Source organism: Bordetella muralis (assembly GCF_965139205.1).
GTDB classification, from domain to species: Bacteria; Pseudomonadota; Gammaproteobacteria; order Burkholderiales; family Burkholderiaceae_B; genus Bordetella_A; species Bordetella_A muralis.
The window spans coordinates 101555-127951 of record NZ_CBCSIU010000011.1 but is presented as its reverse complement, the minus strand read 5'-3'; the positions used below and the strand labels follow the sequence as shown (position 1 = coordinate 127951).

General features: G+C 55.8%; 22 protein-coding genes and 4 pseudogenes. 13 read left to right on the top strand and 13 right to left on the bottom strand.

The window, feature by feature from the left end; all coding sequences use genetic code 11:
* The first annotated feature begins 87 nt into the window (after positions 1 to 87).
* Complete coding sequence (locus tag ACNA0I_RS16855; RefSeq protein ID WP_415807146.1) at positions 88 to 1008, top strand: LysR family transcriptional regulator; 921 nt, start codon at positions 88 to 90, stop codon at positions 1006 to 1008.
* A gap of 673 nt (positions 1009 to 1681) precedes the next feature.
* On the opposite strand, the pseudogene ssb reads toward ACNA0I_RS16855, so the two are convergent.
* The 5 genes and pseudogenes from ssb to ACNA0I_RS16830 all read right to left on the bottom strand — a co-directional run.
* Positions 1682 to 1984, bottom strand: a pseudogene (ssb, locus tag ACNA0I_RS16850) (single-stranded DNA-binding protein); the annotation flags it as partial.
* A gap of 129 nt (positions 1985 to 2113) precedes the next feature.
* Positions 2114 to 2425 (bottom strand): DUF3560 domain-containing protein, encoded by a 312-nt coding sequence (locus ACNA0I_RS16845; RefSeq protein ID WP_415807145.1) that lies wholly within the window; start codon positions 2423 to 2425, stop codon positions 2114 to 2116.
* Positions 2412 to 2612, bottom strand: a pseudogene (locus ACNA0I_RS16840) (cation transporter); the annotation flags it as partial. The pseudogene ACNA0I_RS16840 and the gene ACNA0I_RS16845, both read right to left, overlap by 14 nt.
* A 40-nt stretch (positions 2613 to 2652) precedes the next feature.
* A pseudogene (locus tag ACNA0I_RS16835) lies at positions 2653 to 2926 on the bottom strand (metal/formaldehyde-sensitive transcriptional repressor).
* 59 nt (positions 2927 to 2985) lie between these two features.
* Positions 2986 to 3519 (bottom strand): JAB domain-containing protein, encoded by a 534-nt coding sequence (locus ACNA0I_RS16830; protein WP_415807143.1) that lies wholly within the window; start codon positions 3517 to 3519, stop codon positions 2986 to 2988.
* A gap of 432 nt (positions 3520 to 3951) precedes the next feature.
* Between ACNA0I_RS16830 and ACNA0I_RS26780 the strand changes: the two genes are divergently transcribed.
* Together ACNA0I_RS26780 and ACNA0I_RS16825 are read left to right on the top strand one after the other, a co-directional pair.
* A complete protein-coding gene (locus ACNA0I_RS26780; protein ID WP_460478191.1) occupies positions 3952 to 4119 on the top strand; it encodes an AAA-type ATPase lid domain-containing protein in 168 nt (55 codons plus the stop codon).
* 50 nt (positions 4120 to 4169) lie between these two features.
* Positions 4170 to 4585: pseudogene (locus tag ACNA0I_RS16825) on the top strand (transposase); the annotation flags it as partial.
* A 205-nt stretch (positions 4586 to 4790) separates the two neighbouring features.
* Here the strand turns inward: ACNA0I_RS16825 and ACNA0I_RS16820 are convergent.
* From ACNA0I_RS16820 to ACNA0I_RS16805, 4 genes are read right to left on the bottom strand one after another with little or no spacing between them, the layout of a single operon-like run.
* The gene (locus ACNA0I_RS16820; protein WP_415807142.1) at positions 4791 to 5147 is read right to left on the bottom strand and encodes a copper-binding protein; all 357 of its coding nucleotides are present in this window, start codon (positions 5145 to 5147) and stop codon (positions 4791 to 4793) included.
* Positions 5148 to 5201: 54 nt separating this feature from the next.
* The gene (locus ACNA0I_RS16815; RefSeq protein ID WP_415807141.1) at positions 5202 to 8351 is read right to left on the bottom strand and encodes an efflux RND transporter permease subunit; all 3150 of its coding nucleotides are present in this window, start codon (positions 8349 to 8351) and stop codon (positions 5202 to 5204) included.
* Entirely contained in the window at positions 8348 to 9874 is a 1527-nt protein-coding gene (locus ACNA0I_RS16810; protein WP_415807140.1) for an efflux RND transporter periplasmic adaptor subunit, read from the bottom strand. The genes ACNA0I_RS16815 and ACNA0I_RS16810 overlap by 4 nt, the downstream gene beginning before the upstream one ends.
* The gene (locus ACNA0I_RS16805; protein WP_415807139.1) at positions 9861 to 11177 is read right to left on the bottom strand and encodes a TolC family protein; all 1317 of its coding nucleotides are present in this window, start codon (positions 11175 to 11177) and stop codon (positions 9861 to 9863) included. The genes ACNA0I_RS16810 and ACNA0I_RS16805 overlap by 14 nt, the downstream gene beginning before the upstream one ends.
* A 1279-nt stretch (positions 11178 to 12456) precedes the next feature.
* On the opposite strand from ACNA0I_RS16805, the gene ACNA0I_RS16800 reads away from it, so the two are divergent.
* On the top strand, positions 12457 to 14706 hold the full coding sequence (locus ACNA0I_RS16800; RefSeq protein WP_415807189.1) for a heavy metal translocating P-type ATPase: 2250 nt from the start codon (positions 12457 to 12459) through the stop codon (positions 14704 to 14706).
* 331 nt (positions 14707 to 15037) lie between these two features.
* On the opposite strand, the gene ACNA0I_RS16795 is transcribed toward ACNA0I_RS16800, so the two are convergent.
* The 3 genes from ACNA0I_RS16795 to ACNA0I_RS16785 form a co-directional block, all read right to left on the bottom strand.
* The gene (locus tag ACNA0I_RS16795; protein ID WP_415807138.1) at positions 15038 to 16240 is read right to left on the bottom strand and encodes a glycosyltransferase; all 1203 of its coding nucleotides are present in this window, start codon (positions 16238 to 16240) and stop codon (positions 15038 to 15040) included.
* Between the two features lie 117 nt (positions 16241 to 16357).
* The gene (locus tag ACNA0I_RS16790; RefSeq protein WP_415807137.1) at positions 16358 to 16741 is read right to left on the bottom strand and encodes a DUF4148 domain-containing protein; all 384 of its coding nucleotides are present in this window, start codon (positions 16739 to 16741) and stop codon (positions 16358 to 16360) included.
* A 175-nt stretch (positions 16742 to 16916) separates the two neighbouring features.
* Complete coding sequence (locus ACNA0I_RS16785) at positions 16917 to 17270, bottom strand: hypothetical protein (RefSeq protein ID WP_415807136.1); 354 nt, start codon at positions 17268 to 17270, stop codon at positions 16917 to 16919.
* A gap of 124 nt (positions 17271 to 17394) precedes the next feature.
* On the opposite strand from ACNA0I_RS16785, the gene ACNA0I_RS16780 reads away from it, so the two are divergent.
* From ACNA0I_RS16780 to ACNA0I_RS16755, 6 genes are all read left to right on the top strand, one after another.
* The gene (locus tag ACNA0I_RS16780; RefSeq protein WP_415807134.1) at positions 17395 to 18069 is read left to right on the top strand and encodes a heavy metal response regulator transcription factor; all 675 of its coding nucleotides are present in this window, start codon (positions 17395 to 17397) and stop codon (positions 18067 to 18069) included.
* Positions 18066 to 19448: a heavy metal sensor histidine kinase gene (locus ACNA0I_RS16775; RefSeq protein ID WP_415807133.1), complete on the top strand. Its 1383-nt coding sequence runs from the start codon at positions 18066 to 18068 to the stop codon at positions 19446 to 19448. The genes ACNA0I_RS16780 and ACNA0I_RS16775 overlap by 4 nt, the downstream gene beginning before the upstream one ends.
* 78 nt (positions 19449 to 19526) lie before the next feature.
* Positions 19527 to 20030: a cupredoxin domain-containing protein gene (locus tag ACNA0I_RS16770; RefSeq protein WP_415807132.1), complete on the top strand. Its 504-nt coding sequence runs from the start codon at positions 19527 to 19529 to the stop codon at positions 20028 to 20030.
* A gap of 47 nt (positions 20031 to 20077) precedes the next feature.
* Complete coding sequence (locus tag ACNA0I_RS16765; protein WP_415807131.1) at positions 20078 to 21952, top strand: copper resistance system multicopper oxidase; 1875 nt, start codon at positions 20078 to 20080, stop codon at positions 21950 to 21952.
* Positions 21953 to 22328: 376 nt separating this feature from the next.
* A complete protein-coding gene (locus ACNA0I_RS16760) occupies positions 22329 to 23147 on the top strand; it encodes a copper resistance protein B (RefSeq protein WP_415807188.1) in 819 nt (272 codons plus the stop codon).
* A 38-nt stretch (positions 23148 to 23185) separates the two neighbouring features.
* Positions 23186 to 23662, top strand: coding sequence for a DUF411 domain-containing protein (locus ACNA0I_RS16755; RefSeq protein WP_415807130.1), 477 nt, complete (start codon positions 23186 to 23188; stop codon positions 23660 to 23662).
* Positions 23663 to 23762: 100 nt separating this feature from the next.
* Here ACNA0I_RS16755 and ACNA0I_RS16750 read toward each other — a convergent pair whose 3' ends face one another.
* Positions 23763 to 24311 carry a DUF305 domain-containing protein gene (locus tag ACNA0I_RS16750; protein WP_415807129.1) on the bottom strand — a complete coding sequence of 183 codons (549 nt, stop codon included), beginning with the start codon at positions 24309 to 24311 and terminating at the stop codon, positions 23763 to 23765.
* Between the two features lie 370 nt (positions 24312 to 24681).
* Here ACNA0I_RS16750 and ACNA0I_RS16745 point away from each other — a divergent pair, with 370 nt between their 5' ends.
* The 3 genes from ACNA0I_RS16745 to copD all read left to right on the top strand — a co-directional run bounded on the left by ACNA0I_RS16745 (position 24682) and on the right by copD (position 26391).
* Positions 24682 to 24984 carry a DUF4148 domain-containing protein gene (locus tag ACNA0I_RS16745; RefSeq protein ID WP_415807128.1) on the top strand — a complete coding sequence of 101 codons (303 nt, stop codon included), beginning with the start codon at positions 24682 to 24684 and terminating at the stop codon, positions 24982 to 24984.
* An 89-nt stretch (positions 24985 to 25073) separates the two neighbouring features.
* Entirely contained in the window at positions 25074 to 25460 is a 387-nt protein-coding gene (copC, locus tag ACNA0I_RS16740) for a copper homeostasis periplasmic binding protein CopC (protein ID WP_415807127.1), read from the top strand.
* A gap of 4 nt (positions 25461 to 25464) precedes the next feature.
* On the top strand, positions 25465 to 26391 hold the full coding sequence (gene copD, locus ACNA0I_RS16735) for a copper homeostasis membrane protein CopD (RefSeq protein WP_415807126.1): 927 nt from the start codon (positions 25465 to 25467) through the stop codon (positions 26389 to 26391).
* Positions 26392 to 26397: the final 6 nt, after the last annotated feature.

Genomic DNA, 26397 nt, shown 5'->3' with positions numbered 1-26397 from the left:
ATTACAATTACCCAAAGAGAAATTAAACCGTATTTATTGGCGAACAATAGTCGCCACGCCGTGGAATCCCAGTCGTCAGAGGACAAGATGGACGATCTAAATGTTTTTCGCACTTTCGTCGCAGCGGCTGAAGCTCACAGCTTTGCATTGGCAGCCGACAGGCTTGGGCTCACGCGTTCGGCGGTGGCCAAGGCTGTCGCGCGTCTTGAGACGCGGACAGGCACCCGCTTATTTCAGCGAACCACGCGCGCAATGGTCCTGACGGAGGAAGGTCGAATTCTCTGCGAGCAATGCGCCAAGACGTTGGCTGAGCTCGACGGTGCGCTGATGGATATGGCTGGGCGACTTGGCGAACTGCGCGGAGTGTTACGGATGACAGTGCCCGATTCGTATGGACGTAGCCACTTGCTTCCGGTCCTCGTTCAGTTTCTCAAGGCTTGGCCCGGCATTGAAGCGGACGTCAACTTCAGTGATCGCTCGTCGAATATTGTTGCTGACGGGTACGATCTGGCGGTTCGTATCGGGGCAAGCGACTTGGACGATGAACTGGTATCACGCGTTGTCGCCCGTCACCGGGTGAGTCTCTATGCCTCGCCCACGTACCTCGCGGAACATGGCGAGCCAACAACGGTTGAGCAGCTTTCCGAGCATGTATGCCTACGATTTTCTCAATATGGACGCCCACTTCCACTACAGCTTCGGGACGAACACGGCAAACCGATCGCGCTTGAGTTGAACGGTAGGCTACGATTTGATAGCGGTGAGGCACTACGAGACGCTGCAAGTGCCGGACTTGGCATAGTCCAGCTTCCTGATTTTGTGGTTGAAGGCCAGCTTGATTCAGGTGATCTGAAGAGAATTCTTGAAGCACACGAACCGGAGCCAACTCCCATCGTCGCCATCTATCCGTCCCGACGACTTCTGCCTCCAAAGGTACGTCTGTTTGTCGATGCTTTGGTGACCGGTCTGGCTGCGGAGCGGACGACCGATTCCGATGTGTGCGTGTGACGGCAACGGGTCGTTTTCTGCCCTTCAGATCTGGCAATGCCTGTCTGGTCAAGTATGAATCAGTACCTCTGACATTTCCCCGTACGCTTGATGCCACAACACTGTAAGGCCCCTGCCGCCCATAGGCAATCGTCACGCAGCACTCATGCTGTCGCCATGCAATCAAAGTGCAGATGGAAAGCAGTCAGCGTGTAGTCGGTACGTTGCTAGCGGCCGGTGCCCGGGCCGTCTACCAGAAACAAGGCTACAACTGTAGCCGGATATTCGTTCGACAAATCAAGCTCTTATGCTGTTTTTTCGCTCTTTATGTTCTACGGTGCGGCTCACCGCCATTTGCTCCCAATTCCTTGAAAGGTAAACGCTTTTTCTACCCCGTCAGGGGTGCGTCTTGTGTGGGGCTTTTAAGGCCACAAATGAGCGTAGGCGAATTGGGGGGCGGAAAGACCCAGCCAGACCGGAACCGGGCTGGCATCGTCATCGGATAGGGGCCCAGGCGCAGCCTGGGACGTGCACGACACCTGCAGCACAAGCTGCTCTGAATTTCACTGGCGGATGCTAAACCTCGACCACCGGAACGAAGACATGCCATAAAACAGCAGGCCACAGAACAGTAGACCATGACGCAACAAGGCCCGGACAGTGCCGGGCCATGGTTGGGAAGTCCAGGCCGGTATTACCCGGCCCAGTGCTTCATCAAGCAGAACAAAATGTCTGATGGATCGACTTCTGCAGACTCTGCTGCGGGTGCCTTGCTCTTGGCGCTACGACCTTTCGGGCGTGCTGCGGGCGTGGCCTGGGTTGTTTCGGCGTGTCCGTTATCGCGGCTCCCCAGCATCTGCATTTGATCAGCGATGATCTCGGTGTTGTAACGGTCAGTGCCGGTGTCTACATCTTGCCATTTGTGGGTTTTCAGCCGGCCTTCCACAAAGACGGTACGGCCTTTGCGCAGGTACTCGCCAGCAATCTCGCTCAGGCGAAAGGGGTTATTCCTGCGTCTGTGTTTCATCCAGGGCGTGGATGACATCGCGGGCGGCCCATTGAGCGTTACCCGTCAACTGCCGCACCCAGGCGCTGCGTGTCGGACTCCAGTGGAAACCGTGGCGCTTCAACAGGCGCGTTTCCTTGGCCGGTTTGCCGTCACACAGGAACATGGCGCGGTGATGCGGGTTTCGGTATGGGTCTCGGCATGGCGGCGAATGACGGCATTCAGCTTCTTCATAGCGTCTTGCGAGGCCTGCGGCGTCGCAAGCTTGGCCGTGAGTTTTCCAATAGCATCCGGGTCGTCGCTGGAAATTCCGTTCTTGCCTACTGCTGCGGCCTTACCGGCGTAGTGTTCGGTCTTCTTCTGCAATTCAAGGGATTTTTCATAGCTGCGGCTGATGCGCTCCCGATAACGGCGGTCGCATCGCACCGGCATGCGTAGACATATGCCAGCCGTCGGCCACCAACGCCATTGAGCCATAGAGTGTGCCGGCGATGATTTCCACCAGCATCATGCTGGCCGTGAGGCCAATGACCAGCCACACCCTACGTTCATTGCGCTGGTGGTCGCTACCGAGAAAGAAGTGATTGTGGCCCGAGGCCGGGATGGTCTTCGTTCTCATCAGCGATCCTATATCTCGCGAGCTGCCTGTAGGCAGAAAGTCATTTCATGTAAGCGCGGATGACCTCAATCATTTCCTCGCCGCCCTGCTTGCGCTCCCTGTCTGTTTCGACTGTCAGGATGTGTTCGCGCAAGTGATCTTCCATCACCTCTGCCGTCAACCCATTGACCGCGCCGCGCACAGAGGCGATCTGACGCAGCACTTCCACACCTGCCGCTTCCGAATCCAAAGCGCGTTCAATGCCTTCCAACTGTCCTTTGATTCGGCGGACACGGGCGATTAGTTTGTCTTTTTGGCGGGGACGTATGGGACATAGGGATGAACATGCGGCGTCTGCCTGTGCAGGCGGGCTCTCACCCGTCCTGCTCCAGGTTTACACCTGACCTCGCTCCGCTAGCGAAGTGCTGTTCTGCCCGGTCACGATGATGTGATCCAGCAAACGAACATCAACTAGCGCCAAGGCATGCTTTAAGTGCCGTGTCAGTGCCAAATCGGCCTCACTGGGTTCCGGTATACCGCTTGGGTGGTTGTGCGACATGATGATCGCAGCAGCATCCAGACGTAGCGCCGTTTTAACGATTTCACGCGGGTATACGCTGGCCTGCGTCAACGTGCCATGGCTCATTTCCATGTAACGGATCACCTTAAGCTGGCTGTTCAAGTACAGCACAGCAGCAACCTCATGCCCCATGCCCGACAGTTTGGCCTGAAAATACCGTTTTACAGCGTTCGGGTTTCCCATGTCCGCCCGATCACCGATCAAGCTTTCAGCGGCGACCCTGGCGGCGGCCAGTACGTGCGAATCGGTCGCAACGTAATAGCAGCCTGATGGGCTGCGCACATAAAGCGTCTGCCCTGCGTTCATGTTGTCGTAGCCCAAAGCTGCTGTGTGGTTAACCTGTTCCATAGTCCTACCCCTTCAAATACCGGTTGGTTTTCCTGCTGACCGGGGCCGAAGATTCCGAGCCTGATCGTAGGTTTTCAGCATTCGCAGCAATACGGTTCCTGCGGGGTTGCCGCCGTTGCCGTGAGTTCGTCGCCTTGCCGTGCTGAACTGCTGGCCGGGGCTGATGAATAGGACCGTGGAATATATGGAGGGGACCCGCCTGGCGGGGAGGAAGCCGTTTATGCCGCGAAAGCCAGGGCAGCGGACACGGATGGCGGTACAGTCGGCGGTTTGGGCGGCGCACTCGTGGCAATGGGAACGACGGCCCGCTATGCACTGATTGCGAATGCTGGCCCGCGCGGTGAGCGCCACCATCGCCGGATGGGCGATCTAACTGGACGTGGTTTGTAATTGTTGGCGACCGCCAGCACGCAACACGAAAACTCAGCCCGGATGCCCGAGCGGGCGCAGCGCTTTATCAGCGCGATGGTGCAGCAGCTGAATGATCCGCCCAAATCCTTGCATCCACTAACGAAATTGCGACAGCAAGAATATTCGTGGCCAGGCAATATCCGAGAATTGCACAACGAAATCGAGCATGCCTGCCTTGACCTTGCCTAGATTCCACGTATAGCAAGAAGTTGTTAACTTCGCAGGTACGGAGAATTGAAATGAAAGATGGCAGGTTGCCTAAGAGGCAGTACACAGAGGAATTCAAGGCCGAAGCGGCAAGGCTCGCGGGGTCGGTGGGTAGTCATGAGGCGGCACGGCGCCTGGGCATTCTTGTCTCCACTGTGGGTAATTGGGCGCGTCGTCAGAGGGCTTCGGTCGAGAGTGACGGTCGGTTACCGGCTGCTGTGACCGAGGTTGCCACGCGCCGCCCGGTGAGTGAGTTGGAGGCTGAGAACAGCCGCCTTCGCAGAGAGTTGGCCGAAGCGAAGCAGGATGTAGAAATCCTAAAAAAAGCGACGGCGTACTTCGCCAGAGGGTCACGATGAAGTACGCCTGGATTGACGCGCATCGCGACCAGTACACCATCAGTCGTTTGTGCCGCGTGCTGGATGTATCGCGCAGCGGCTATTGCCAGTGACGGGTGCGACCGCCCAGCTGGCTTCAATGAGCGCGGAAGAAAAAGCGTACATCCAAAGCTTCTACACCGGCGCCTAAGTCATCCACCTTTCGCCAATACAAGTTGGGCAGCCAATCGGCTGCCCAACTTGTATTTGAAATCCCCACCTGGCGCACTGCGACTCTTGCTTGCTGCGCCAGGTGGTTCTTCGAAACGGCAATCTCTACTGCTTCTTCAGGCTCGTGATGGTATAGGTGCCGTTCAGGTTCTCCAGCCGAAATTTAACCTTTCCTCCTTCTTTAGCCTGCTTCAGTACCGTTGCGTCTTTGGCTTTATAAGCCATTGTCATCGGGGGCATGCCGACGTTTTTAAGCTCGCCATGCTCGATCGTTACCATGCCGCTTGACTGATCCACCTTACGAACCACGCCATCAGCTAAAGCAGTGTCCGTCGAGCGCGTGGAAGGCGTTGAGTTGGTGTTGCCGCCCATATTCATGTTGTTGCTATCGGCCGCGTGGACCGCGAGTGGAACGCCAAATGCGAGGCTCGCGCCCAGCGAATAGGTAATTAGTTTTTTCATAACAATTCTCCATAAGTGAAATATGCGGTGCGCATGCACCGGATAAGGGCCACCTCATTGACGCTGTTGTTCAAGACGGCGGATTTGTCGTCTTTGCAGCAAGAACCAAGCGGCTGGGATGACAAACATCGATAGAATGGGCGCCGTGACCATTCCGCCTATCATGGGCGCGGCGATTCGCTGCATGACTTCCGAGCCCGTACCTTGACCTAACATGATCGGAAATAGTCCCCCGAGGACGACGGCCACGGTCATGGCTTTGGGACGAACCCGGATTACCGCTCCTTCTCGAATCGCTTCTACAAGCAAGGACTCAGTCAACGCCTTGCCACTCTTGAGCCGATCATTCAACGCGGTTTTAAGATAAAGCAGCATTACTACCCCGAATTCAGCTGCCACGCCCACAAGAGCGATAAAGCCAACAGCGGTTGCCACGGAAATGGCATGTCCGAGCATCCAGATCAGCCAGAAACCTCCTATTAGCGCAAACGGCACGGTCAACATCAGCAACAATGCATCCGCCACGGAATTGAATGTAAGGAATAAAAGCACGAAGACCAATGCCAGCGTCATGGGCACGACGGTTCGCAGTTTTGCTTCGGCTCGTTCAAGGTATTCGAACTGGCCCGACCAGGCAATGGAGTACCCAGCCGGGAGTACGACTTCGCGCGCGACCGTCTCCTGCATGGTCTGGACCACCGAAGACAGATCGGCGTTTTGGATGTCAACATAGACATAGCCCGTCAAGCGCGCGTTTTCGCTGCGGATCATGGGTGGACCGTCGGTGATCGCAAGGTCCGCCACATCGTCAAGACGGATCTGGGCGCCGCGGTTCGTAACAATAGATAACTGTCGCAACTCTTCCAGAGAATCGCGTATCTCGCGCGGGTATCGAACATTGATGGGGAAACGCCGCCGCCCATCAATCACCTCTCCTACGTTTTCGCCGCCCACTGCCGAGGACACGACGGATTGGATTTCGGTAATGGCCAGCCCGTAACGCGCGGCCGATACACGATCAATATCGACGTCGATGTAGTGTCCGCCTGTCAAGCGTTCGGCCAACGCGGACGATACGCCTGGAACGTCCTTAACCACCGCTTCAACCTGCGAGGCGATCTTATCGATTTCCTCCAGGCTCGGGCCGGAAATCTTCACGCCTACCGGCGTCTTGATCCCAGTGGAGAGCATGTCAAGCCGATTTCGGATGGGGGGCACCCAGACATTGGTCAGACCCGGTACCTTGACGGTTCGGTCCAGTTCTGCGATCAGCTTTTGAGGCGTCATACCCGCGCGCCACTCATCGCGTGGCTTGAACTGGATGGTGGTCTCGAACATTTCAAGTGGGGCAGGATCCGTGGCCGTATCCGCACGGCCAGATTTACCGAACACCGTTGCGACCTCAGGAACCGATTTGATCATGCGGTTAGTCTGCTGGAGAAGCTCGGTGGCTTTCTGCGCAGACAAGCCAGGCAGGGCTGTTGGCATATACAACAGATCGCCTTCATTCAGTGCAGGCATGAATTCACTGCCAAGGCGCGACAGGGGCATCAATGTCATCAGCAAGGTTGCGAGTGCCAACGCGATAACCACCCATGGGCGCCGTAGCGTTGCATTAAGCATCGGCCGATATATCCGAATCAGTACACGGTTGATTGGATTAGCCATTTCGTGGGGAATACGCCCTCGGATGAAGTAGCCCATGAGGACCGGCACGAGTGTCACGGAGATAATTGCGGCGGCTGCAATCGAGTATGTCTTCGTGAATGCCAAGGGCGAGAACATTTTCCCCTCTTGTCCCTCCAGAGAAAATACCGGTATAAAGGACAGCGTAATGATCAGCAACGAGAAGAACAGGGCCGGCCCTACCTCCGACGTAGATGTCGCAATCAGTTCCCAGCGCCGCGAGGTTGTAAGCGGGGTGTCGGGATGCTTGTGCTCATACGCTTCAAGGTGTTTGTGCGCGTTCTCGATCATCACGATAGCAGCGTCGATCATCGCGCCAATCGCAATCGCGATGCCGCTGAGTGACATCAGGTTCGCGTTAACGCCCTGGTACCGCATCACGATGAACGCTGCGAGTATGCCCAGTGGCAACGAAAGAATGGCGACAAGGGCACTGCGCAAATGAAACAGAAACAGAGCGCAAACTATACCGACGATAATAAACTCTTCGATCAGCTTGTCGGTAAGATTTGCCACGGCCCCCTCAATCAACTGCGAGCGGTCATACGTCGTCACGATCTCAACACCCGGCGGCAGGGACTTCTTCAGTTCAGTCAGCTTCGTTTTAACCGCGTCGATAGTGGTGAGCGCATTTTTTCCGGAACGCATTACGATCACGCCTCCGGCGACTTCGCCTTCGCCATTTAACTCAGCGATTCCCCGGCGCATCTCAGGGCCGATCTGAATGCGCGCAACGTCGCCCAGCAAGACGGGGGTGCCAGTGTCGTCGGTGCGCAGTACGACGTTTCTGAAATCCTCCAGCGTCTTGAGGTATCCCGAGGAACGAACCATGTACTCGGATTCCGCCAACTCCAGCACCGAGCCTCCCGACTCCTGGTTCGACTTGGCTAGCGCATCTTTCACCGCCGCCAATGTGACTCCATACGCGCGTAGCTTATCCGGGTCTACGACCACCTGATACTGGCGGACCATACCCCCGATAGAGGCTACCTCGGAGACGTCTGGCACTGCCTTTAACTCAAACTTCAAGAACCAGTCATTCAAGGCTCTTAACTGGCCCAGATCGTAAGAACCGGTTCGATCCACCAATGCATATTCATAGACCCAGCCTACCCCAGTGGCATCTGGCCCGAGTGAAACGCTGGCACCGGCGGGCAGCCGGCTCTGTACCTGATTCAGGTACTCCAGCACGCGCGATCGGGCCCAGTACTGATCAGTATCATCATCAAAAAGCACGTAAACAAACGCGTCGCCAAACGATGAATAGGCTCGGATCGTTTTAGCGCCGGGAACGCCCAGCAAGGTTGTGGTGAGCGGATAGGTTACCTGGTCTTCGACAACCTGCGGCGCACGGCCCGGATAAGACGCCTTGATGATGACTTGGGTGTCCGAGAGATCGGGCAAGGCATCGACCGGCGTATCCAGCAGTGAAAATACGCCCCACGCTGCAATCACGAGGGTTCCCAGCAGCACAAGAAAGCGGTTATAGATGGACCAATGAATGAGGCGCGCAATCATCGTGCTTCCTCCGTAACCGGTTCAACCGATACCAATTGATAGCCATCGTCCGACTGCTTGAAGGAAAACCGCACAGTCTGACCCGCCTTCACGTCCGGGAAGGCATCCGCAGCGGGTTTGCTGAACGTCATCGTCATGGCGGGCCAGCTTAGCGCCGGGACTGCTTGGTGCGAAAACGTCATGCTGTTCGCAGCAACCTTTTCGACTTTACCGGTCGTTTCATACGTTGTTGCAGATGTCGTCGTTGTCTTGGCGGTATCGTCAGCGCCAGTCCGAGCGCCTCCTTGTAGCTTAGGAAGGACAGATCGCAGGCTCGCTTCCGAGTCGATCAGGAACTGGCCCGACGCGACGACCTGTTGTCCGTCGCGCAGTCCGCGCAGGACTTCTGTCCGATCACCGAGCCTAATGCCAAGCTCGACTTCAACCGGCTGCAGCCGCCCCGTCTCGTTCTTCACAATGACCACTGAACGCTCACCCGTTGTGATCACCGCCTCAGAGGGAACGAGCAGGCGTGAGACCGTTTTTTCCGCACTAATGTGCGCGCGCATCAGCATTCCGGGGGTCAACCTTAGCTCAGTGTTGTCGATCTCCAGCCGAACCTGCAGGGTGCGGCTGCTAGTACTGATTCCGGGGAGGACCTCACGAATTCGCCCCGTCACGCGCTGAGTTGAATCGCCCGAAAATACCGCCTCAACGGCCATCCCAGGGCGGACCCTTAACGCCATCGATTCGGGCACCTCGATCACAAGCCACAGCTTGTTCAAGCCAACCAACTTAGCCAATGTCTGCCCAGGGGTAACCATTGCGCCGTTGCGCACTGAGAGCTCGGTGATCACGCCCGAGACGGGTGCAGACAAGGTAATATAGCTTTGTGCTTTTCCGGTTCGATCAAGGGCACTGACTACTTCCTTCGGTATCGACAGTGCCCGCATGCGCGCGCGCGATGTCGACAACATCTCTTGATCAGCTCCGCCGTGCTTAAGTGCAAGGTACTCTTCTTGCGCCGCAAGCCAATCAGGAACGAACAGCGATGCGATGGCCGCGCCTTTTTCGACGTGCTGCAAGGGTGCGTCCGTATGCAGGCGTTCGATGAATCCATTCACACGAGACTGAATGAACACCGCTTGTGATTCGTCAAACTGCGTCGTGCCGATCGCATCGAACCCTTGTTTCGTTTCCTCTTTCGTGACCGTAGCGTACCGGATGCCCAGATTTTGCTGAAGTGATGGATCGATCTGGATGCCGCTGGCCGCGCCTTCATCCGCATAAACCGGCTGTAGTGGCATATCCATAAAGGGCGATTTTCCCGGCTTGTCAAAGCGCTGGTTTGGCACCATGGGATCGTGCCAGTACAAAACTTTTCGATCCGAATCAGGTGCAGACTTACTGTCGCTCGCCACACTCGCATCCGAGTTGCTCGTAGCGCTACCGGCTTGGCGGCTACCCAACACATAGCCGGCACCGAGCAATACGACCACCGCAGCAAGTGCGACCATAACGCGTATCCAGTTAGTTGGCCGCATGACTATTCCTTTGCATAAATTCATCACTGTTCGCAATAACCTGGTACTCGAGCTGAGCCCAAATTTGTGCGACATCTCGCTCAAGTTCGAGTATCTGAAGCTTTGCCTCTAGCAGTCCTCGCTTGGCTTTGAATACATCTGCCAGCGATCCCGTGCCCGCCTTGTAGGCGGCGGTCGCAAGCCCAACTTGTCGTTGTGCTGCGGGCAGTAAGGTAGTGTTAAGGTTGCCAACTCGTTCTCGCCCGTTGGCAAGTGATGTGGACAAGTTCTGGATACTGGCCTGAACCTGGCGTTGGCTCTCGTGCAACATAAAGCGAGCTTTATTGCCCAATGCAGCTCTTTGAGCCACATCCCGGTCTTGCCGGTTAGCCCGATCGACGGGCAGTGGGATGCTCACACCTACCGACACCATGTCCTGGTATTGGCTACCCCGGTTCTGATATGTCACGCCCCAGGTCCAGTTCGGGGTCCTATTGCTGCTAGCAACCGCAGTGGCCGCATCAGCAATGGATATGTCGCGCTGCGCAACGAGGAGCTCAGGCTGCACGCGGTTGAGCTCCTGTATCGTGAGCGACGAAACATGGCTTTGCAACGGTGGGATTTCACCCGCTATACGCGCCACAGGCGAGGCAACCCATCTACTCAATGAAATCAACGCTGAACGATGCTCCTGCTGGGCTCTGAGCAATCGATCTCTAGCCTGAGAGCTCAACATCTGAGCCTGCGTTACATCATCGGCCGTCGCGCGCACGCCGCGATAAGAAGCCCGCGTCGCGGCGAGTTCGTCAGTCATCTGCGTGGTTAACGCTTTGGACAGCCCGAGGGCACGCTGGGCGTAGGCTGCATTGAGCCAAGCAATTGCCGCCTGCTGCCGCGTATTCGCAGATTGCAACAGTAGGTCTGCCTGCTCCCTGCCGACTTGCTGGTTGGCAAGGTGCGTCCGGCGCTCGCGTTTGTCCGCCGGGACCCACTCCTGTTCGATGCCGATGCGCCGCATTGTCATCGAGTCCTCATTGAGCGAATAACGCATCGGACCTTCAATGGGAACGCTATCGATACCCAATTTCAATACCGGGTCAGGCAACTCGCCCGCCGACACGACGGCATTCGAACTGGCCAATACAGATGACTCGCTCGCCTGTATGGCGGCCGATCGGTTCGTGGCCTCGTAAAGCGCTTCCTCAAAAGTGAGGCCGGCCTCTTGCCCATAGGCAGATGCACTTGCTATTGCAAGCAGCGCGCACAGGGCGCGAGCGCGCACCAGAACGCGCTGCGGTGCAAGCGCGCGTATGGATACAAACATGGTTGACTCCGGATAGTTTTTTCAGGTCACTCGCGACCGCAGCCGCGAGACAAACAAAACCGGAGTCAGGTCAAATGCGTAACCTGAGCGTTTGCAGGAATAGGGCACTATCGCCCCTGGCTAGGTCGGGCAGGTCGGCGTAGGCGGAAACTGGCCATGCGAGCGACAGAGGTGGGGAGGAGACCGGATACAAGAACAGCAAAACCGGCTCTGATGCAGCCGACTGTGCGGCAGCGTTGTTCAGTTGCTTTTCATCTGAAGAATGCGCCGCGCATAGCGATGGCTGCACCTCATCGACCATATGGGAGTGGTCACCCGGTTGGGCGCAGCCGTGGTTCTGCGCATGGCCCACTGATGCCGCAACCAACAACTGAGACTGAGGACACACATAGCTCGCCAATGCCAGGCGCGAGAATAGTAGTGTTGGGAGCAACACTAAAATAAGCAACCAGCGGGCAGTGGAGCAAGACATGCGCATGATGTTCAGTAATCAGCCATTTAGAGGGCTATTCCTTTATGTTCGTTAATTCAGATCAGTTTGCATGTGACCTGTCACTTTACGGGCCGCCAGTTCGTCCAGAATCCGTGTCCGGACCTTGCAGCTATGGGACGCGTTTTCCATCGGACAATTTAGTTGCTCTATGAGTAACGTTTTCATATCGACCCAATCCGTTCAAGTTAACAACACTCGGGAAAGCTATTTTGTCATCATGCTTATAGTACGCAAGCTTCTGTGTGCGGCCATTTTAACGAACTATCCCTGACAGAAGGTGGACGTCTCGATTACATTTTTGACATGCTGTCGGTCGCGCTGTAATGTCAAAGGGGAATGGCCGTATTCAATGAGCGCATAAACTTCTTCGCTGACTGAAAACCAACGACCTAAAAATCGACTTCGTCGCCTTGTCTGTCAAGAAAGATGATCCCAAGTGGACAGAAGAGATCGATGAATCGCCCCTGGGGCGATTCAGTGACCTTTCATACGTTGTTATTAACAACTAACAAGTAGTTAGTGTTGATTCCACTCAAAACGGTAGTCCACATGACAAAAATGTAATTCGCGGGGATACGAGTTTGCGACTAAAAACAGGTGGGTATGTGGCATGATGGAATCTGCCCCAAACTCCCGGGGAGCTGACAGTGTCAGCAGTACATGGGCTGGATTCGCGCTCACTCTGAAAGGTTTATTGTCATGGCGCAGAACAAATCTGAACATCCTCACGGGCAGAATCCGAAACACTCGGAGTCTGACTCCCCACTCAGCGACCCCGTGTGCGGGATGCCGGTAACAGAAAAGTCTCCGCATCACATTGAGCGTGCAGGCAAGTCTTTCCATTTCTGCAGTGCAAAGTGCTTAGAAGCCTTCAGTCGCGAGCCTGAAAAGTTCAGTGCTCTGAAAAACAAGGGCGAATCGACTTTCGAGCAAGAGGTTCCTGGCACCATCTATACCTGCCCCATGCACCCCGAGATTCGACAAGATCATCCCGGAAGCTGTCCGAAGTGTGGCATGGCGCTCGAGCCGCTGATGCCATCCGTGGAGGACGACAACCCGGAGCTGGAGGATTTCACCCGACGATTCTGGTGGACGCTGCCATTCACCATCGTTGTCACAGTGCTCGCCATGTTTGGCCATCAGTTGGGATGGTTCAGCATGACTGCTCAAACCTGGATTGAGCTGGTGTTATCGATACCGGTGGTGCTGTGGGCCGGTCAGCCTTTTTTTGTGCGGGGTTGGCAGTCGGTAATCAATCGTAGCCCCAATATGTGGACGCTCATCGGTCTGGGTACAGCCGCTGCATTTAGCTATAGCGTTGTGGCGACAGTGGCTCCGGGGATATTTCCTGAAACATTCATGGCCATGGGTCGCATCGCGGTCTACTTTGAAGCTGCAGTAGTCATCATCTCGCTGACGCTATTTGGTCAAATACTCGAACTTCGAGCCCGTTCACAGACGTCAGCTGCCATCAAATCGCTGCTTGGGCTCGCACCAAAAACGGCGCGCCGTATCAACGCGGATGGTACGGAGGAAGATGTGCCCCTGACGCATGTCCATGAAGGAGATCGCTTACGTGTGCGCCCTGGAGAGAAAGTGCCGGTTGATGGCATCGTCGAAGAAGGCGCAAGTTCTCTTGATGAGTCCATGCTCACTGGGGAACCTCTTCCCATCAGCAAGCGCCCAGGCGATAAGGTTATTGGCGCAACAATGAATACTTCGGGCGCGCTGGTTATACGCGCCGAGAAGGTCGGATCGGCGACGGTGCTCTCACAGATCGTCCAGCTCGTAGCGCAAGCACAGCGCTCTCGCGCTCCGATGCAACGCATGGCAGATCATGTAGCCGGATATTTTGTGATGGCGGTAGTGGTCATCGCCATTATTACGTTCTTCGTGTGGGGGTTGCTTGGCCCTCAACCCAGTTGGGTGTACGGATTGATCAATGCTGTGGCCGTGCTAATTATCGCCTGCCCGTGCGCTCTGGGATTAGCCACGCCCATGTCCATTATGGTGGCAACCGGTCGTGGTGCAACGCAAGGCGTGCTGTTTCGCGATGCGGCAGCTATCGAAAATTTTCGCAAAGTCGATACCCTCATCGTTGATAAGACCGGCACCTTGACCGAAGGTCGGCCAGTGTTCGAGCAAGCCATCCCCGCTGGCGACATGGCCGCCGACGAAGTGCTGCGCCTGGCGGCAAGCCTTGATCAGGGCAGCGAGCATCCATTGGCAGATGCCATTGTCAACGCAGCGCGCGAGCGGAATTTGAACCTCAGTGCCGTCAACGACTTTGAGTCGGGTAGCGGCATTGGAGTGCGCGGCCAGGTCGAGGGGAAACGTCTTGCCCTGGGCAACACCGCCCTGATGGGCCAAGAGAACGTTGACGTTGGGACCATGGCTAGTGCTGCCGAATCGTTGCGCACAAAAGGTGCAAGTATTATGTATCTGGCCACAGACGGCCAATTGATGGGTCTGCTAGCTGTCTCTGATCCGATCAAAGAAAGTACGCCCGAAGCCGTGAAGGATCTAAAAGCGGCGGGCATCCGCGTCATCATGGCAACAGGCGACGGCGTTTCGACGGCTAAAGCTGTAGCAGAAAAACTCGGTATAGACGAGGTTCATGGTGAAGTGAAGCCGGCCGACAAGCTTGATCTTGTCAGCAAACTGCAAGCAGAAGGTCGAATCGTTGCAATGGCAGGCGACGGCATTAATGACGCCCCTGCCCTGGCCAAAGCGGATGTTGGTATTGCGATGGGCACTGGCACGGATGTGGCCATGAACAGTGCGCAGGTCACCCTAGTCAAGGGGGATCTACGTGGTATTTCCGTCGCACGCCACTTGTCCGACCAGACGATAGCAAACATGAAGCAAAATCTGGGCTTCGCTTTCGTTTACAACGCCCTGGGCGTGCCGTTGGCTGCCGGGGTCTTGTATCCATTTGTGGGCCTCTTACTCTCGCCCATGTTCGCGGCGTTGGCAATGAGTCTGAGCTCGGCTTCGGTGGTTTTCAACGCCCTTAGACTGCGCAAATCGACATAAAGTCCCTAAATGCGACTACTCCAAGTCCCCAACGTAGATGCGCGCACGTGACGTTTACTTAGTTCAGACCACGATTAAGCGCGACCATAACCCTGCGAAGGCCTTTAGAACGAACAGGTGGGATGGCGCTTGCTGCCGAGTAGCGCCCATCAATACCGCTTAGCTTTCCAGGGAAACGATCATGTACATTCAACCGAAGCCGGCACACCATGCGAGTGCCCGCTGCATAGGTCGCCTATTGCCGTTGTTGCTGGGAGCCAGCAGGGCTACCCGCGACGAAAAAACGCGTACATCTTACGTAGAGGAATACCTGCGAATCATCGATGCGGTTCTAAAGTAAGAGATTCGAGCCATCGTGTATCCACACCGTGGCAACCGCAGCAGACGCAACTATGGTCGGTCCAATAGTCAACTGGGAATGGCCTACGGAATCCAAGTAAACGGCCTGCGTGCCGGCAACAAAGCTGTCAAGTGAGAATTCGGACACGGCTTTCTCTCTTGCCGCTTGGCGCATAGGGGCCAACACGGCTCGATCCTTCAAGACGTTTTCTATAACGCCAGCGACCGCAGTGGGCTTTTGGGCGGGAACTATCCACCCATCGCGTTGCGGATCAATATTCTCGGCGAGCCCACCCGCATCGCTGACGATAACTGGGATGCCCATAGCCATCATCTCGCGGCAAGCGAACGATATGGTCTCGATCTCAGACGATAGTACGAACCCTATATCCAGGGCGGCAATGAACGGACGAACGTCGTCCAGCAGGCCAGCAAAGATGACATGATCTGTCATGCCGAGCTGCTCAACTTTTGCCAACTGTTCTTCCGATGGAGTAGTCCCCGCGATCAAAATCAAAATTTGATTGCGAAGATGCTCGGGTAGCAAGGCCACGCCTTCCACCATATCGAGCCAGCGTTTGTAGGCCGCAGTGCCCGCGTTGCTACCGACTACCAGACGATTTGTATAGTTGGGTGGAATCCAACGCGCTCGATAGCGGGAAACCTCAAGATGTGGTTCGGGGGAAAATCGATCAACATCGACGCCGTTGTAAACGATTGCGAGGCCGCACCGGGCGTATGGACTACGTTCCAATTTGCGCCGACTATGTTCACATACACAAATCACCCGCGACGTGCCCAGGCGTGCTCGAATGAGAGTGCCCAGCCCGTTCGCATCCCGGTCATTGTGTTGTGTGTAAACGATTGCAGGTCGACTGACTCCCAACCCCTTTACGGCTAGCATGCACAGGCGATGATCTGCGGAGCCATTGACGTGCACAATGTCGAACTTCTCTTTGCGCAAGAAATCCCGGAATCTTCGAGCCTCTCGGAGCGTACGAAGCAGTCCGCCCCGAAAATCCTGTGTTACGGCGACAACATCAGGAGATGACGAGACGGTCTTATATAACCGGCTCGTCGGCGGAGCCGCTACAACAATCTCGTGCGAATCCTTTAGCGCATTCACGAGGGAAAGAATGTAGGTCGTATGGCCCCCGCCATCCGCCCTGTGAAAGTTCGTATATAGAATCTTCATCTCATTCTGATCTCGTGGGCCGGGGCTATCGAGGGCCCTGGCATGATCCGTTCGATCACGACTGGGGCCAACGAAGGACGAATCGGCACTCCCAGACTCTCAAGGGGAAATGTAGGTTCAGTTCTTGACGATTGGCGGGTAGTCCAGGTCGCCGTAAGACACCAGGCCAGCGGCCTTGGCATCCGCCAATTCAGCGAGAACCTGCGTGCGTGTTTTGGTGCTATCGGAAAACTCTTGAGCAGGATATTCTTGCTCGCCATAAGTCATTAAGCCCGCCACTCTGGCTTGTTGCAGCTCATCTCTTACCTGCTCCCTGGTCTTGGTGCTGGGATGCCGTGTGGGTGCTGGATAAGCCTGTTCGCCATAGGTGACCAGGCCGTTGGCCTTCGCTTCCTGCAGCTCGGCGCGTACCTGCGCACGAGTTTTGGTATCGGCATAGGCGATCGTGGTAACGCCTACGGAAATGGCTACTGCTGCGATGGCGTAAGAAATACGTTTCATGTGATTCTCCTTCTTGGGTTTTGCTTGATTCACGCTGTCGATGTCACTCGCGAACCTTTACCGCGATTGGCATACGATCTGACGACTCGGAATAGGTTTGGCCAGTGGCGCATCCGCTATCGCAATCGAGATTGCGCACGTTCTGTTGAGGTATTACGTGCCAGGTGTGGACTTCTCAAGCACCAAATGGCTCGACCCATCCGGCTTCTCCATCTATCGCTCGCCAATGCTCGTGTTTTTGGATAGCGATCGAGGCAGACTGCCGAGAAGTCGTGTGGCTGACGAGTTCGAGGCCTTGCCACCCTTGATCTGCCTCGCTCTCTCGCCATCCGTCGCTGGATACAGGGTGGGCCTTCCATGCTGCAAGGTCCTCACGAATCTGCTCGCGGGTAACCGAAGTGGGTGCATAATGCGTGGCAACACCAATTTCGTCGTTGGTTATCTCGAATGTCTGCGACGCACTCGAGATCATCGGCCCCAAAAGGCTACCGGCAATGGCAATAGTGACTAGTGATTTTCGATTCCACATAAATGACTCCGTTCGAATCAGTTGCTCAAATGCAAGCCTGACTAACACTTCGAACTTTACGCACCCAGTACTTACATAAGTCGGACTGGTTGATTACATTTATGCAAGGAATAGGAGGCGAGACATGCGGATTCTAGTGATCGAGGATGAGCGGAAGCTGGCGCATTATTTGCAGAAGGGCTTGTCGGAGCACAACTATGTTGTGGACGTCGCAATGGACGGTATCGATGGCCGGCATGCGGCGCTGGAAGGAAGCTATGACCTGGTCGTGCTCGATGTGATGCTGCCCGGAATTGACGGCTTTGGCATTCTGAAGGATTTGCGCGAGCACAAAGACACGCCAGTCCTCATGCTCACCGCGCGTGACAAAGTTGAAGATCGCGTACGCGGCCTGGAGGATGGCGCGGACGACTATCTTGTTAAGCCCTTTGCGTTTTCGGAGTTATTGGCGCGCATACAGGCATTGCTTCGACGTGGTCGCGGCCAAGAGTCCACCCTGCTCAAACTGGACGATCTGGAACTGGATTTGGCGCGACGCAAAGCGCAGCGTGCAGGAGTCCGACTGGACTTAACCGCCAAGGAGTTCACGCTGCTCGCCCTCTTATTGCGCCGCCAAGGGCAGGTTCTCTCTCGAACGATGTTGGCCGAGCAAGTATGGGATATGAATTTTGATGGCGATACGAACGTCATTGAAGTCGCTGTACGACGTTTGCGTGCCAAGATTGACGATCCGTTCGAAGTCAAACTTCTGCATACGGTACGCGGCATGGGCTACGTTCTGGAGCTACGTGGCGAATGAAATCTCATCTGACAAGCTCGATTCAGGTTCGACTCACGCTCTTGCTAGGCCTGATTGCCCTCGCAGTCTCTACGGTGGCTGGCTGCACCTTGTTCTGGGCGTTAAAGCGTGAGGTCCAGCGGCAGGAAATGACTGAGGTCGCTGGAAAGCTCGAACTTATCGACCACATGGTAGACATGCAGACGATGTCGACGCAGCTCGACGGGCTGCGGCAGACGCTTGACAATGTCCTCGTAGGCCACACGAATTTGCGGGTGTGGATTATCCGGCCAAATGGCGAGGTCTTTTACGGTACAGAGGCGCCGCTTGTTACCCAAGCGCTCTCGGATGGCGAAGTGCTGCTCCAAACGCCAGATGGGTTACAGATGCGAGGTATGCGATTAAGCCTTGATGGGCCGCCGTTCACCGGCTCGCAGCTCTTGGTCGCCGTCAATCTGCGCCCGAGTGCCCAATTACTCTACGCATTCGCCACTGCATTGCTCCTGATATGTGCAGTCTGGATCGGCGTAACGGTGATACTTTCAGCATGGGCGGTTCGTCGTTCCCTGGCTCCGATTCGTCGTCTCTCGATGCGTGCTACCCAAATCGGACCGGACAATTTGAAGGTGCGACTGCCTGAGGAAGGCATCGACCTCGAACTTCAGGAATTTACGCACACCTTCAACAAGATGTTGGCACGCGTGCAGGCGGCGTATCAGCAGATGGAAGGATTCAATGCGGACGTGGCCCATGAGCTACGCACCCCTTTGGCAACGTTGATCAACGGCACTGAAGTCACGCTCTCTTCATCACGTTCCCCAGATGAGTTACGAGAGATGCTGGAATCCAATCTGGAGGAGCTCCACGGGCTGAAGACGCTAATCAATGACATGCTTTTCCTCGCGCGGGCAGACGGCGGGGAAGTCGCGAGAGACCTTCAACCCGTGAGGGTTCGCCGTGAGATTGAACAGGTCGTCGAATACTACGAGGCGGCGTTGGACGAGGCGGGAGTGCGTTTAACTGCGGACGGCGACGCCCAGGTTCGGGCGAATCCTCGCTTGCTGCGACGCGCTATCGCTAATCTCATCAGCAATGCGATCAAGGCCACACCCAGCGGGCAAACGATCCGCGCGCGCTGCACACGAGACGATCAATTTGTCGAAATCAGTGTCATCAATTCCGGCACACCGATTCCTCAGGACGCGCTACCGCGCATTTTCGATAGATTCTTTCGTACGGACAGCGCTCGGAGCGGACGGACCGATGGCCACGGCCTGGGGCTCGCCATTGTCAGCGCGATTGCGCGTATGCACGGAGGCTCCGCGTTCGCCAAGTCGAACAACCAAGGGTCAGAGGTTGGATTCACAATTCTGCGCGACCAGAACATTACAGAAAAGTAATTTTTCTGACAGGTTGCGGTTGGGTGTGGCTCATTAAAGTGGCAGCTTTCCCTCTTTCTCCGACTTGCGAGGATTAACATGAGCAAAGCTGTCAAACGCTTTCACCTGTTGGCTGCGGCCGGTGCCGCCCTTTTTTCGTTTGGTGCGCTAGCCGCTGGCGCACATGACGGAGGTCATGGTAATGGGCACGGCGCAGGCCACGAGATGGCGTCCGTGATCGGCAAGGCTGGCAACCCTGCCAAGGTGTCGCGCACGATTGACGTCGACATGACCGATGCTATGCGGTTTACGCCGGAGCGCATCGACGTCAAAGCCGGCGAGACGGTGCGCTTCAAAGTCACAAACTCGGGCAAGATCCGTCACGAAATGGTGCTCGGCACCGAGGCTGACTTGAATGGCCATTATCAGATGATGCTGAAGGATCCCGGCATGCGACATGAAGAAGCCAATTCCGTGTCTCTAGAAGCCGGAAAGACCGGTGAAATCGTGTGGCAGTTCGACAAAGCGGGACAAGTGGCATTCGCGTGCCTGGAGCCCGGGCATTACCCGGCAGGCATGAAGGGGGCCGTTTCGGTCAAGTAATGATAATGCGGAGCCGGGTAGCCAATGTGGCCCCGGGGAGAGAGCAAATGACAAAAGCTGTTTTGAAGCAACGCCGCCACTTTGTTCAGGGTTTGGCCGCTGGTGGACTGTTGGCCGGCCTGGGCCTTTGGCGCCAGCCGGCGTGGGCGCTCGCAAATCCGGGGCAAGCGAATGTACTTTCGGGCACGGAGTTTGACCTGGAAATAGGGCAATCGCCAGCCGATTTCACCGGTTCTCCGCGCACGGCAACGACCGTCAACGGCATGCTGCCCGCACCGACGCTGCATTGGAAAGAAGGCGATACGGTAACACTGCGCGTGACGAACCGCCTGAACGAAGACACTTCCATCCACTGGCACGGCATTTTGCTGCCGACGGGCATGGATGGTGTGCCCGGATTGAGCTTTCCCGGTATTCGTCCGGGCGAGACGTTTACGTACCAGTTTGAAGTGCGCCAAAGCGGCACATACTGGTATCACAGCCATTCTGGATTCCAGGAGCAGACTGGCCTGTATGGCGCGATCGTCATTGAGCCCAAACGTCCAGATCCCGTGCGCGCCGAGCGCGACTATGTCGTGTTGCTCTCCGACTGGACAGACGAAGACCCGATGAGTGTGTTTCGCAAGCTCAAGGTCATGCCTGACTACTACAACTACATCCAGCCATCGGTAGAAAGTTTGATGGAAGATGCAGAGAAAAGCGGTTGGAAGAATGCGTTGAATGAGCATTTCATGTGGCAGAAAATGCGCATGAATCGAACGGACCTTGCCGACGTGTCAGGGGCGACCTATACATTTCTCACCAATGGGAAATCGCCAGCGGGGAACTGGACGGGTCTGTTCAAACCTGGCGAACGGATTCGCTTGCGTTTCATCAATGGATCCGCGATGACGTACTTCGACGTACGCATCCCCGGATTGAAGATGACGGTCGTGTCGGCAGACGGTCAACCAGTCAGGCCCGTGGAAGTCGAAGAGTTCCGAGTTGCAGTAGCGGAGACCTATGACGTCATTGTCGAGCCCGAGGAAGATCGCGCCTACACGATTTTCTCACAGGCGATGGATCGATCTGGATTCGCGCGCGCTACGCTTGCTCCTCGTGAGGGCATGCAGGCCGAAGTCCCACCCCTGGATCCGGTACAGGTTCTCACCATGATGGACATGGGGATGGCCCACGATATGCCTGGGATGGACATGGGCGGGATGGATATGGGTGGCGATCAAGGCGGCTCGATGAAAGGGATGGATCACGGCTCGATGGGCGGTCCCGACAAGGCGTCTTCCAGCGTGGCGAATCATGACTCCATGGGAGGAATGGATCACGGCAATATGGCCGGCATGGCAGGCATGAATCACGGCGGCATGAGCCATGGCTCTGGATCTGGCGAGGGAGGGATGGTTGAAGTCAAACACCCCTACCCAGCAGAAAATAGCCCAGCAGCCACGATGCCCCCCGACGTTGTCTCAACTCGGCTCGATGATCCTGGCGTTGGGCTGCGAGACAATGGTCGTAAGGTCCTGACATATGCCGACCTGCATTCGATGGTGGAGCCGCCGGATAATCGAGCGCCGACCCGGGAGATTGAATTACATCTTACCGGCAACATGGAACGCTACATGTGGTCTTTCAACGGCTTGAAGTTCACAGAGGCGAAACCGATTGTGCTCAAGTTTGGCGAGCGAGTCCGATTTGTCCTGATCAACGACACGATGATGACCCATCCCATTCATTTGCATGGGATGTGGAGCGACCTCGAGTCGCCGGATGGCAACTTCCAAGTACGCAAGCACACCATCAGCCTCAACCCAGCGCAGCGTGTTAGTTATCGCGTGAGCGCGGATGCGAGAGGAAATTGGGCGTATCACTGCCACCTGCTGTATCACATGGAAGCGGGCATGTTCCGCGCCGTTGTCGTGGAGTAAATCGAAAATGCTGACATCAAGAGTGAAACGAATTCGACTAGCGTCGATTTTGGGTGGCGCGATCATCGGGCTTTCGACCCCGGTAGCGATGGCTCAAAGCAATGCCGCCAATGCACCATCGGGACAACAGAGAGGCAGTTCCGCGACCGGTATGGAGCACCAATCAATGCCGGGGATGGATCATGGGTCCATGCCCGGCATGTCAACGGGCCCCGAAGCTTCGAGCAACCAACCCATGCAGGGCATGGATCATAGTTCGATGCCTGGTATGAACAATGACGCGAAAAACACCGGCGCTAACTCCATGGGCAATATGGACCATGGCTCTATGAAGGGCATGAATCACGGTTCGGCAGCTGGAAAACCGGACGGTTCGATGAAAATGGATCATGGGTCCATGAAAGATATGGATCACCGATCCATGCCGGGGATGGACCATAGCACCATGGGCGGGATGTCAATGGGCACCACCTCGAGTGGTCCTGCAGTGGGGACATTGCCAACCAGTGACGGCACAACCGACCAACGCTATTCAGCCTACGATATCCATCCTCATATGATGGATGACATGATTACGACTCATCTGCTCTTTGACAAACTAGGTGTGGCCTACGATCGAGATGGCGAGACAGGTTTGCAATGGGATGGCCAGTTTTGGATCGGGCGCGACCTGAATAAGCTCTGGATCAAGAGCGAAGGTGATCGCATAAATGGCGGGACCGATGGCAAGGTTGAAGCGTTCTGGAGCCATACTTTCTCACCGTACTGGGATTTCCAGCTAGGTGCCCGGCGCGATTTTGGCACTGGCCCTAAACGTAATTGGGCTGCGTTTGGTATCCAAGGCGTCGCCCCGTACCAATTCGAGACCGAGCTCACTGCCTACGTGGGCGAACAAGGACGTACGGCGCTTGCCCTGAAGGCCGAGTACGACCTGCTGATTACCCAGCGGCTCATCTTAACCCCGGAGATCGAGGCAAGCGTCTACGGAAAGGACGATAAGGCGCGTGGAATAGGTGCCGGCCTGTCTGATGCCTCATTGTCGCTGCGGTTGCGCTACGAGATTACGCGAGAGATCGCGCCGTACATTGGCGTGTCGTTCGGCCGAAAATTCGGCAAAACGGCCAGCTACGCGAGCGAGGAGGGAGAGAGCCGATCTGAGCGAGCGATTTTGGCGGGCGTACGCATTTGGTTCTAGGTGGATAGCCTGCCTTACTCGAATAACGGAACTGGAAAATGACCAGATACAAATGCACTGACAACACCCTGAGCCGTCGTGCGCTCTTGATCACGACCGCGCTGTTCCCGTTAGCATCGCTAGCACAACCGGCAGTGACTGTCGAAGTTTGGAAGACCCCGACCTGTGGCTGCTGTAAGGACTGGGTGAAGTATCTTCAAGAAAGTGGCTTTCAGGTGAAAGTTCATGACGTGCAAGATACCTCTGCCATTCGCCGCCGCAATAAAATCCCGGACGATTACGGATCGTGCCACTCTGCTTTGGTAGAGGGCTACGCGTTGGAGGGACATGTGCCTGCTCGAGAGATTAAGCGGCTGCTGCGCGAGCGTCCTGCCGCCGTGGGTTTAGCCGTGCCCAGTATGCCCCTCGGGTCGCCTGGGATGGACGGACCAGCATACGGCGGCAGGCGGTTCGCGTATGACGTATTGCTAATAAGCCATTCTGGCGGGGCTGACGTTTACCAAAAGTACCACTAGGCAGGCGGCCACGTGCCTGGTGAGCACGTGGTGTCAAACGCAACAGATCCGCCGACAAAATGAAGTAGCCTCATAACTTGGCAGCTTGTACGCATTCACCTTACTCAGGCCGAGGCGCAGGCAAACCGAGTGCCCGATAGCTTCGCAGGTCCGGGGCGTCATCTGCCGGCGGATGCCTTTCCAGATCGTCTATCAGCTGCTTCATTTCCGCTATCTCCTTTACCTGTGCACGGATAATTCCATCGGCGAGCTTGCGCACCCGTGGATCGCGGATGTGGGCACGTTCACTCGTCAGAATTGCAATTGAGTGGTGAGGGATCATCGCTCGCATATATGAGGTGTCGTCAACCGTCGTCTGGCTACGTACAAACCACAGCGCGACGGCAAAAATCGCCACACTACCGATCACGATGCCGATGTTGGCTTTTGGGTTTCTGTACATCGACCACATAAAACCGAGCATGATGACAGCCATCACCGCACCCATTACGACGGCCATCCACAACCGCGTTTGGCTGAACTCGATATGTGACAGGGCGTAGACATTCAAATACATGAGCCCATACATGATAATGGCCGCCACGATGATCATCATCGCGAAGCGGCCGTAGCTCATCATCCCTTTGTTCTTACTGGGGTTCTCCATCATCCATCTCCTACGTTCTTACGTACACGACCTCCGCTATATCGAGCACCGTGCCAATGCGGAGGAGTAATACCGGCTTGCGTGTCGAGATGCAGCAAATATCGTTCCGCGCCACCGAAGAACGATGCGCTCCGTGTTTGTCTGAATGCTCCTCGGAGGGACGTCATACTAGAAACGACAGACCCTTCAAAGCTAACGAAAAAGTAATACAGCTGTTGGATTGGAGTCAGGTGGCCCCTGCCAGAATTGTTCTTACGCATCCCGGCATCAAGGACGCACATCGGTTACCCGCTTGTACAAACGACTTGCCGAGTTTAGAGGGGCAGTGTCTCTGGATGCGCGAGACATTACCCCATTGTTGAGGATGATTATCATGAATCGATTTGCTATTTTGACCATCGCGTCTGTTCTGTTCGCCACTGCTTCCGGCGCCAACGCGGATCCCTTGCCGGGCGGCTCGGCGAACGTTGGGCACGCCGCGCTCACTCGAGCGGAAGTCCAGGCCGATCTCGCGGCCTGGAAGCGCGCAGGGATGGAACGTCTTCAGAAACGGGCGGAAGTGGATCCGGGTGTCTATGCCACGACGGATTATCGGGCTCACTACGCGGAGTATGTTCGCCTTCGGTCCGGTCCCGATTTCGCAGCTGAAGTGGCCAATCAACAGGCCGGAAACTAGCTTTTTTGTTTTACTTCGTTACGAACCTGCAAGCCTTATCTTGGCATTTTCCCTTTAATACAACATCACATATCACGGTAGAAATTTCCATGTCTCGTTCACATCTCATCGCAAAAATTATCGCGCCGATGGTTGCCGGCCTGATCTCAACCGCTGCATTTGCACATCCCTCACTGTTGTCCTCAGCGCCTACCGATAAATCGCAGATCACCGCACCGAAAACGATCGAACTGAAGTTTTCCGAAACATTGGTGACGCAGTTCTCCGGTGCAAACCTGATTATGACCGGCATGCCTGGCATGCCGGGACACGGCGAAATGAAGATCAATGCCAACGTTTCGGGTGCTGGTGACGGAAAGACAATGACGATCACGCCCAACAGCCCACTAGCGGCCGGTAATTACCGCGTAGACTGGCGCGCCGTTTCGTCGGACACACACCCAGTCACTGGCCAGATCACCTTCGAAGTGAAATGAATCGATGGTCGATGATTGGCTGAATATCGCGTTGCGCGTTGCACTCTACGTGGACATGGCAGCGTTGTTTGGCGTCGCTCTGTTTGGCGTCTACGCCTTGCACACTAACGAGCGTATGTCAGGAATCGCGCAGCGATACATTGTTTTCGGGAGGGTAACGGCATTCGTTGGCATGGTGCTATCGCTGTGTCTTATGGCCGTTATGGCGAAGGCAATGTCTGGAGCTCAGGACTATGGTGAGTTATCGGCTCATGTATTCGAGATGATTTTGACAGGCACCCATATGGGTCAAGCCTGGAGTGTTCGGATCGTGGCTCTGGGTGTCTGCATCCTGATGACGGTGTTGAAACTGAATCCGAGGCTCCGCTTCCTTGGGTTGGCAGGAGCAAGCGGCATCGCCCTGTCGACGCTCGCTTGGGCCGGCCACGGGGCAATGGACGACGGCATTCGAGGATATATCCACCTCTCCACAGACATCGCGCATCTATGGGCGGCGGGCGCCTGGGTTGGAGCATTGGCAGCCTTTCTCATGCTTGCGGTAACGAGGAAGGTGAGCGTCCGTGGGTCAGTTGAGATTCTCAGCCGAACATCCACCGGCTTTGCATCGATAGGCACGCTTATTGTCGCAACGTTGATCGTGACCGGCATCGTCAACTACTTGCTAATCGTGGGGCCATCGCTTGCCCCCCTCTTTACGACGCTCTATGGTCGCCTGCTCCTGGGAAAGCTTACCTTGTTCGTAGGCATGCTTTGTCTGGCAGCGGCGAATCGGTATAGACTGAGTCCGAAACTGGAGTTGTCGTTGACTACGGGAAATAGTAGTCAGGCTGCGGCAATTTTGCGTAAGAGCCTGCTCATGGAATCGATGCTCGCCATATGCGTCTTGGCAAGCGTTGCTTGGTTGGGAGTGCTTTCTCCTGTCGCAGTGTGAGGACGC

Bases quoted from the DNA above. Each gene is read 5' to 3' on its own strand.
- ACNA0I_RS16855 (WP_415807146.1), top strand. From the start codon at position 88: ATGGACGATCTAAATGTTTTTCGCACTTTCGTCGCAGCGGCTGAAGCT.
- ACNA0I_RS16845 (WP_415807145.1), bottom strand. From the start codon at position 2,425: ATGCCGGTGCGATGCGACCGCCGTTATCGGGAGCGCATCAGCCGCAGC.
- ACNA0I_RS16830 (WP_415807143.1), bottom strand. From the start codon at position 3,519: ATGGAACAGGTTAACCACACAGCAGCTTTGGGCTACGACAACATGAAC.
- ACNA0I_RS26780 (WP_460478191.1), top strand. From the start codon at position 3,952: ATGCCCGAGCGGGCGCAGCGCTTTATCAGCGCGATGGTGCAGCAGCTG.
- ACNA0I_RS16820 (WP_415807142.1), bottom strand. From the start codon at position 5,147: ATGAAAAAACTAATTACCTATTCGCTGGGCGCGAGCCTCGCATTTGGC.
- ACNA0I_RS16815 (WP_415807141.1), bottom strand. From the start codon at position 8,351: ATGATTGCGCGCCTCATTCATTGGTCCATCTATAACCGCTTTCTTGTG.
- ACNA0I_RS16810 (WP_415807140.1), bottom strand. From the start codon at position 9,874: ATGCGGCCAACTAACTGGATACGCGTTATGGTCGCACTTGCTGCGGTG.
- ACNA0I_RS16805 (WP_415807139.1), bottom strand. From the start codon at position 11,177: ATGTTTGTATCCATACGCGCGCTTGCACCGCAGCGCGTTCTGGTGCGC.
- ACNA0I_RS16800 (WP_415807189.1), top strand. From the start codon at position 12,457: ATGCCGGTAACAGAAAAGTCTCCGCATCACATTGAGCGTGCAGGCAAG.
- ACNA0I_RS16795 (WP_415807138.1), bottom strand. From the start codon at position 16,240: ATGAAGATTCTATATACGAACTTTCACAGGGCGGATGGCGGGGGCCAT.
- ACNA0I_RS16790 (WP_415807137.1), bottom strand. From the start codon at position 16,741: ATGAAACGTATTTCTTACGCCATCGCAGCAGTAGCCATTTCCGTAGGC.
- ACNA0I_RS16785 (WP_415807136.1), bottom strand. From the start codon at position 17,270: ATGTGGAATCGAAAATCACTAGTCACTATTGCCATTGCCGGTAGCCTT.
- ACNA0I_RS16780 (WP_415807134.1), top strand. From the start codon at position 17,395: ATGCGGATTCTAGTGATCGAGGATGAGCGGAAGCTGGCGCATTATTTG.
- ACNA0I_RS16775 (WP_415807133.1), top strand. From the start codon at position 18,066: ATGAAATCTCATCTGACAAGCTCGATTCAGGTTCGACTCACGCTCTTG.
- ACNA0I_RS16770 (WP_415807132.1), top strand. From the start codon at position 19,527: ATGAGCAAAGCTGTCAAACGCTTTCACCTGTTGGCTGCGGCCGGTGCC.
- ACNA0I_RS16765 (WP_415807131.1), top strand. From the start codon at position 20,078: ATGACAAAAGCTGTTTTGAAGCAACGCCGCCACTTTGTTCAGGGTTTG.
- ACNA0I_RS16760 (WP_415807188.1), top strand. From the start codon at position 22,329: ATGAAAATGGATCATGGGTCCATGAAAGATATGGATCACCGATCCATG.
- ACNA0I_RS16755 (WP_415807130.1), top strand. From the start codon at position 23,186: ATGACCAGATACAAATGCACTGACAACACCCTGAGCCGTCGTGCGCTC.
- ACNA0I_RS16750 (WP_415807129.1), bottom strand. From the start codon at position 24,311: ATGATGGAGAACCCCAGTAAGAACAAAGGGATGATGAGCTACGGCCGC.
- ACNA0I_RS16745 (WP_415807128.1), top strand. From the start codon at position 24,682: ATGAATCGATTTGCTATTTTGACCATCGCGTCTGTTCTGTTCGCCACT.
- copC (WP_415807127.1), top strand. From the start codon at position 25,074: ATGTCTCGTTCACATCTCATCGCAAAAATTATCGCGCCGATGGTTGCC.
- copD (WP_415807126.1), top strand. From the start codon at position 25,465: ATGGTCGATGATTGGCTGAATATCGCGTTGCGCGTTGCACTCTACGTG.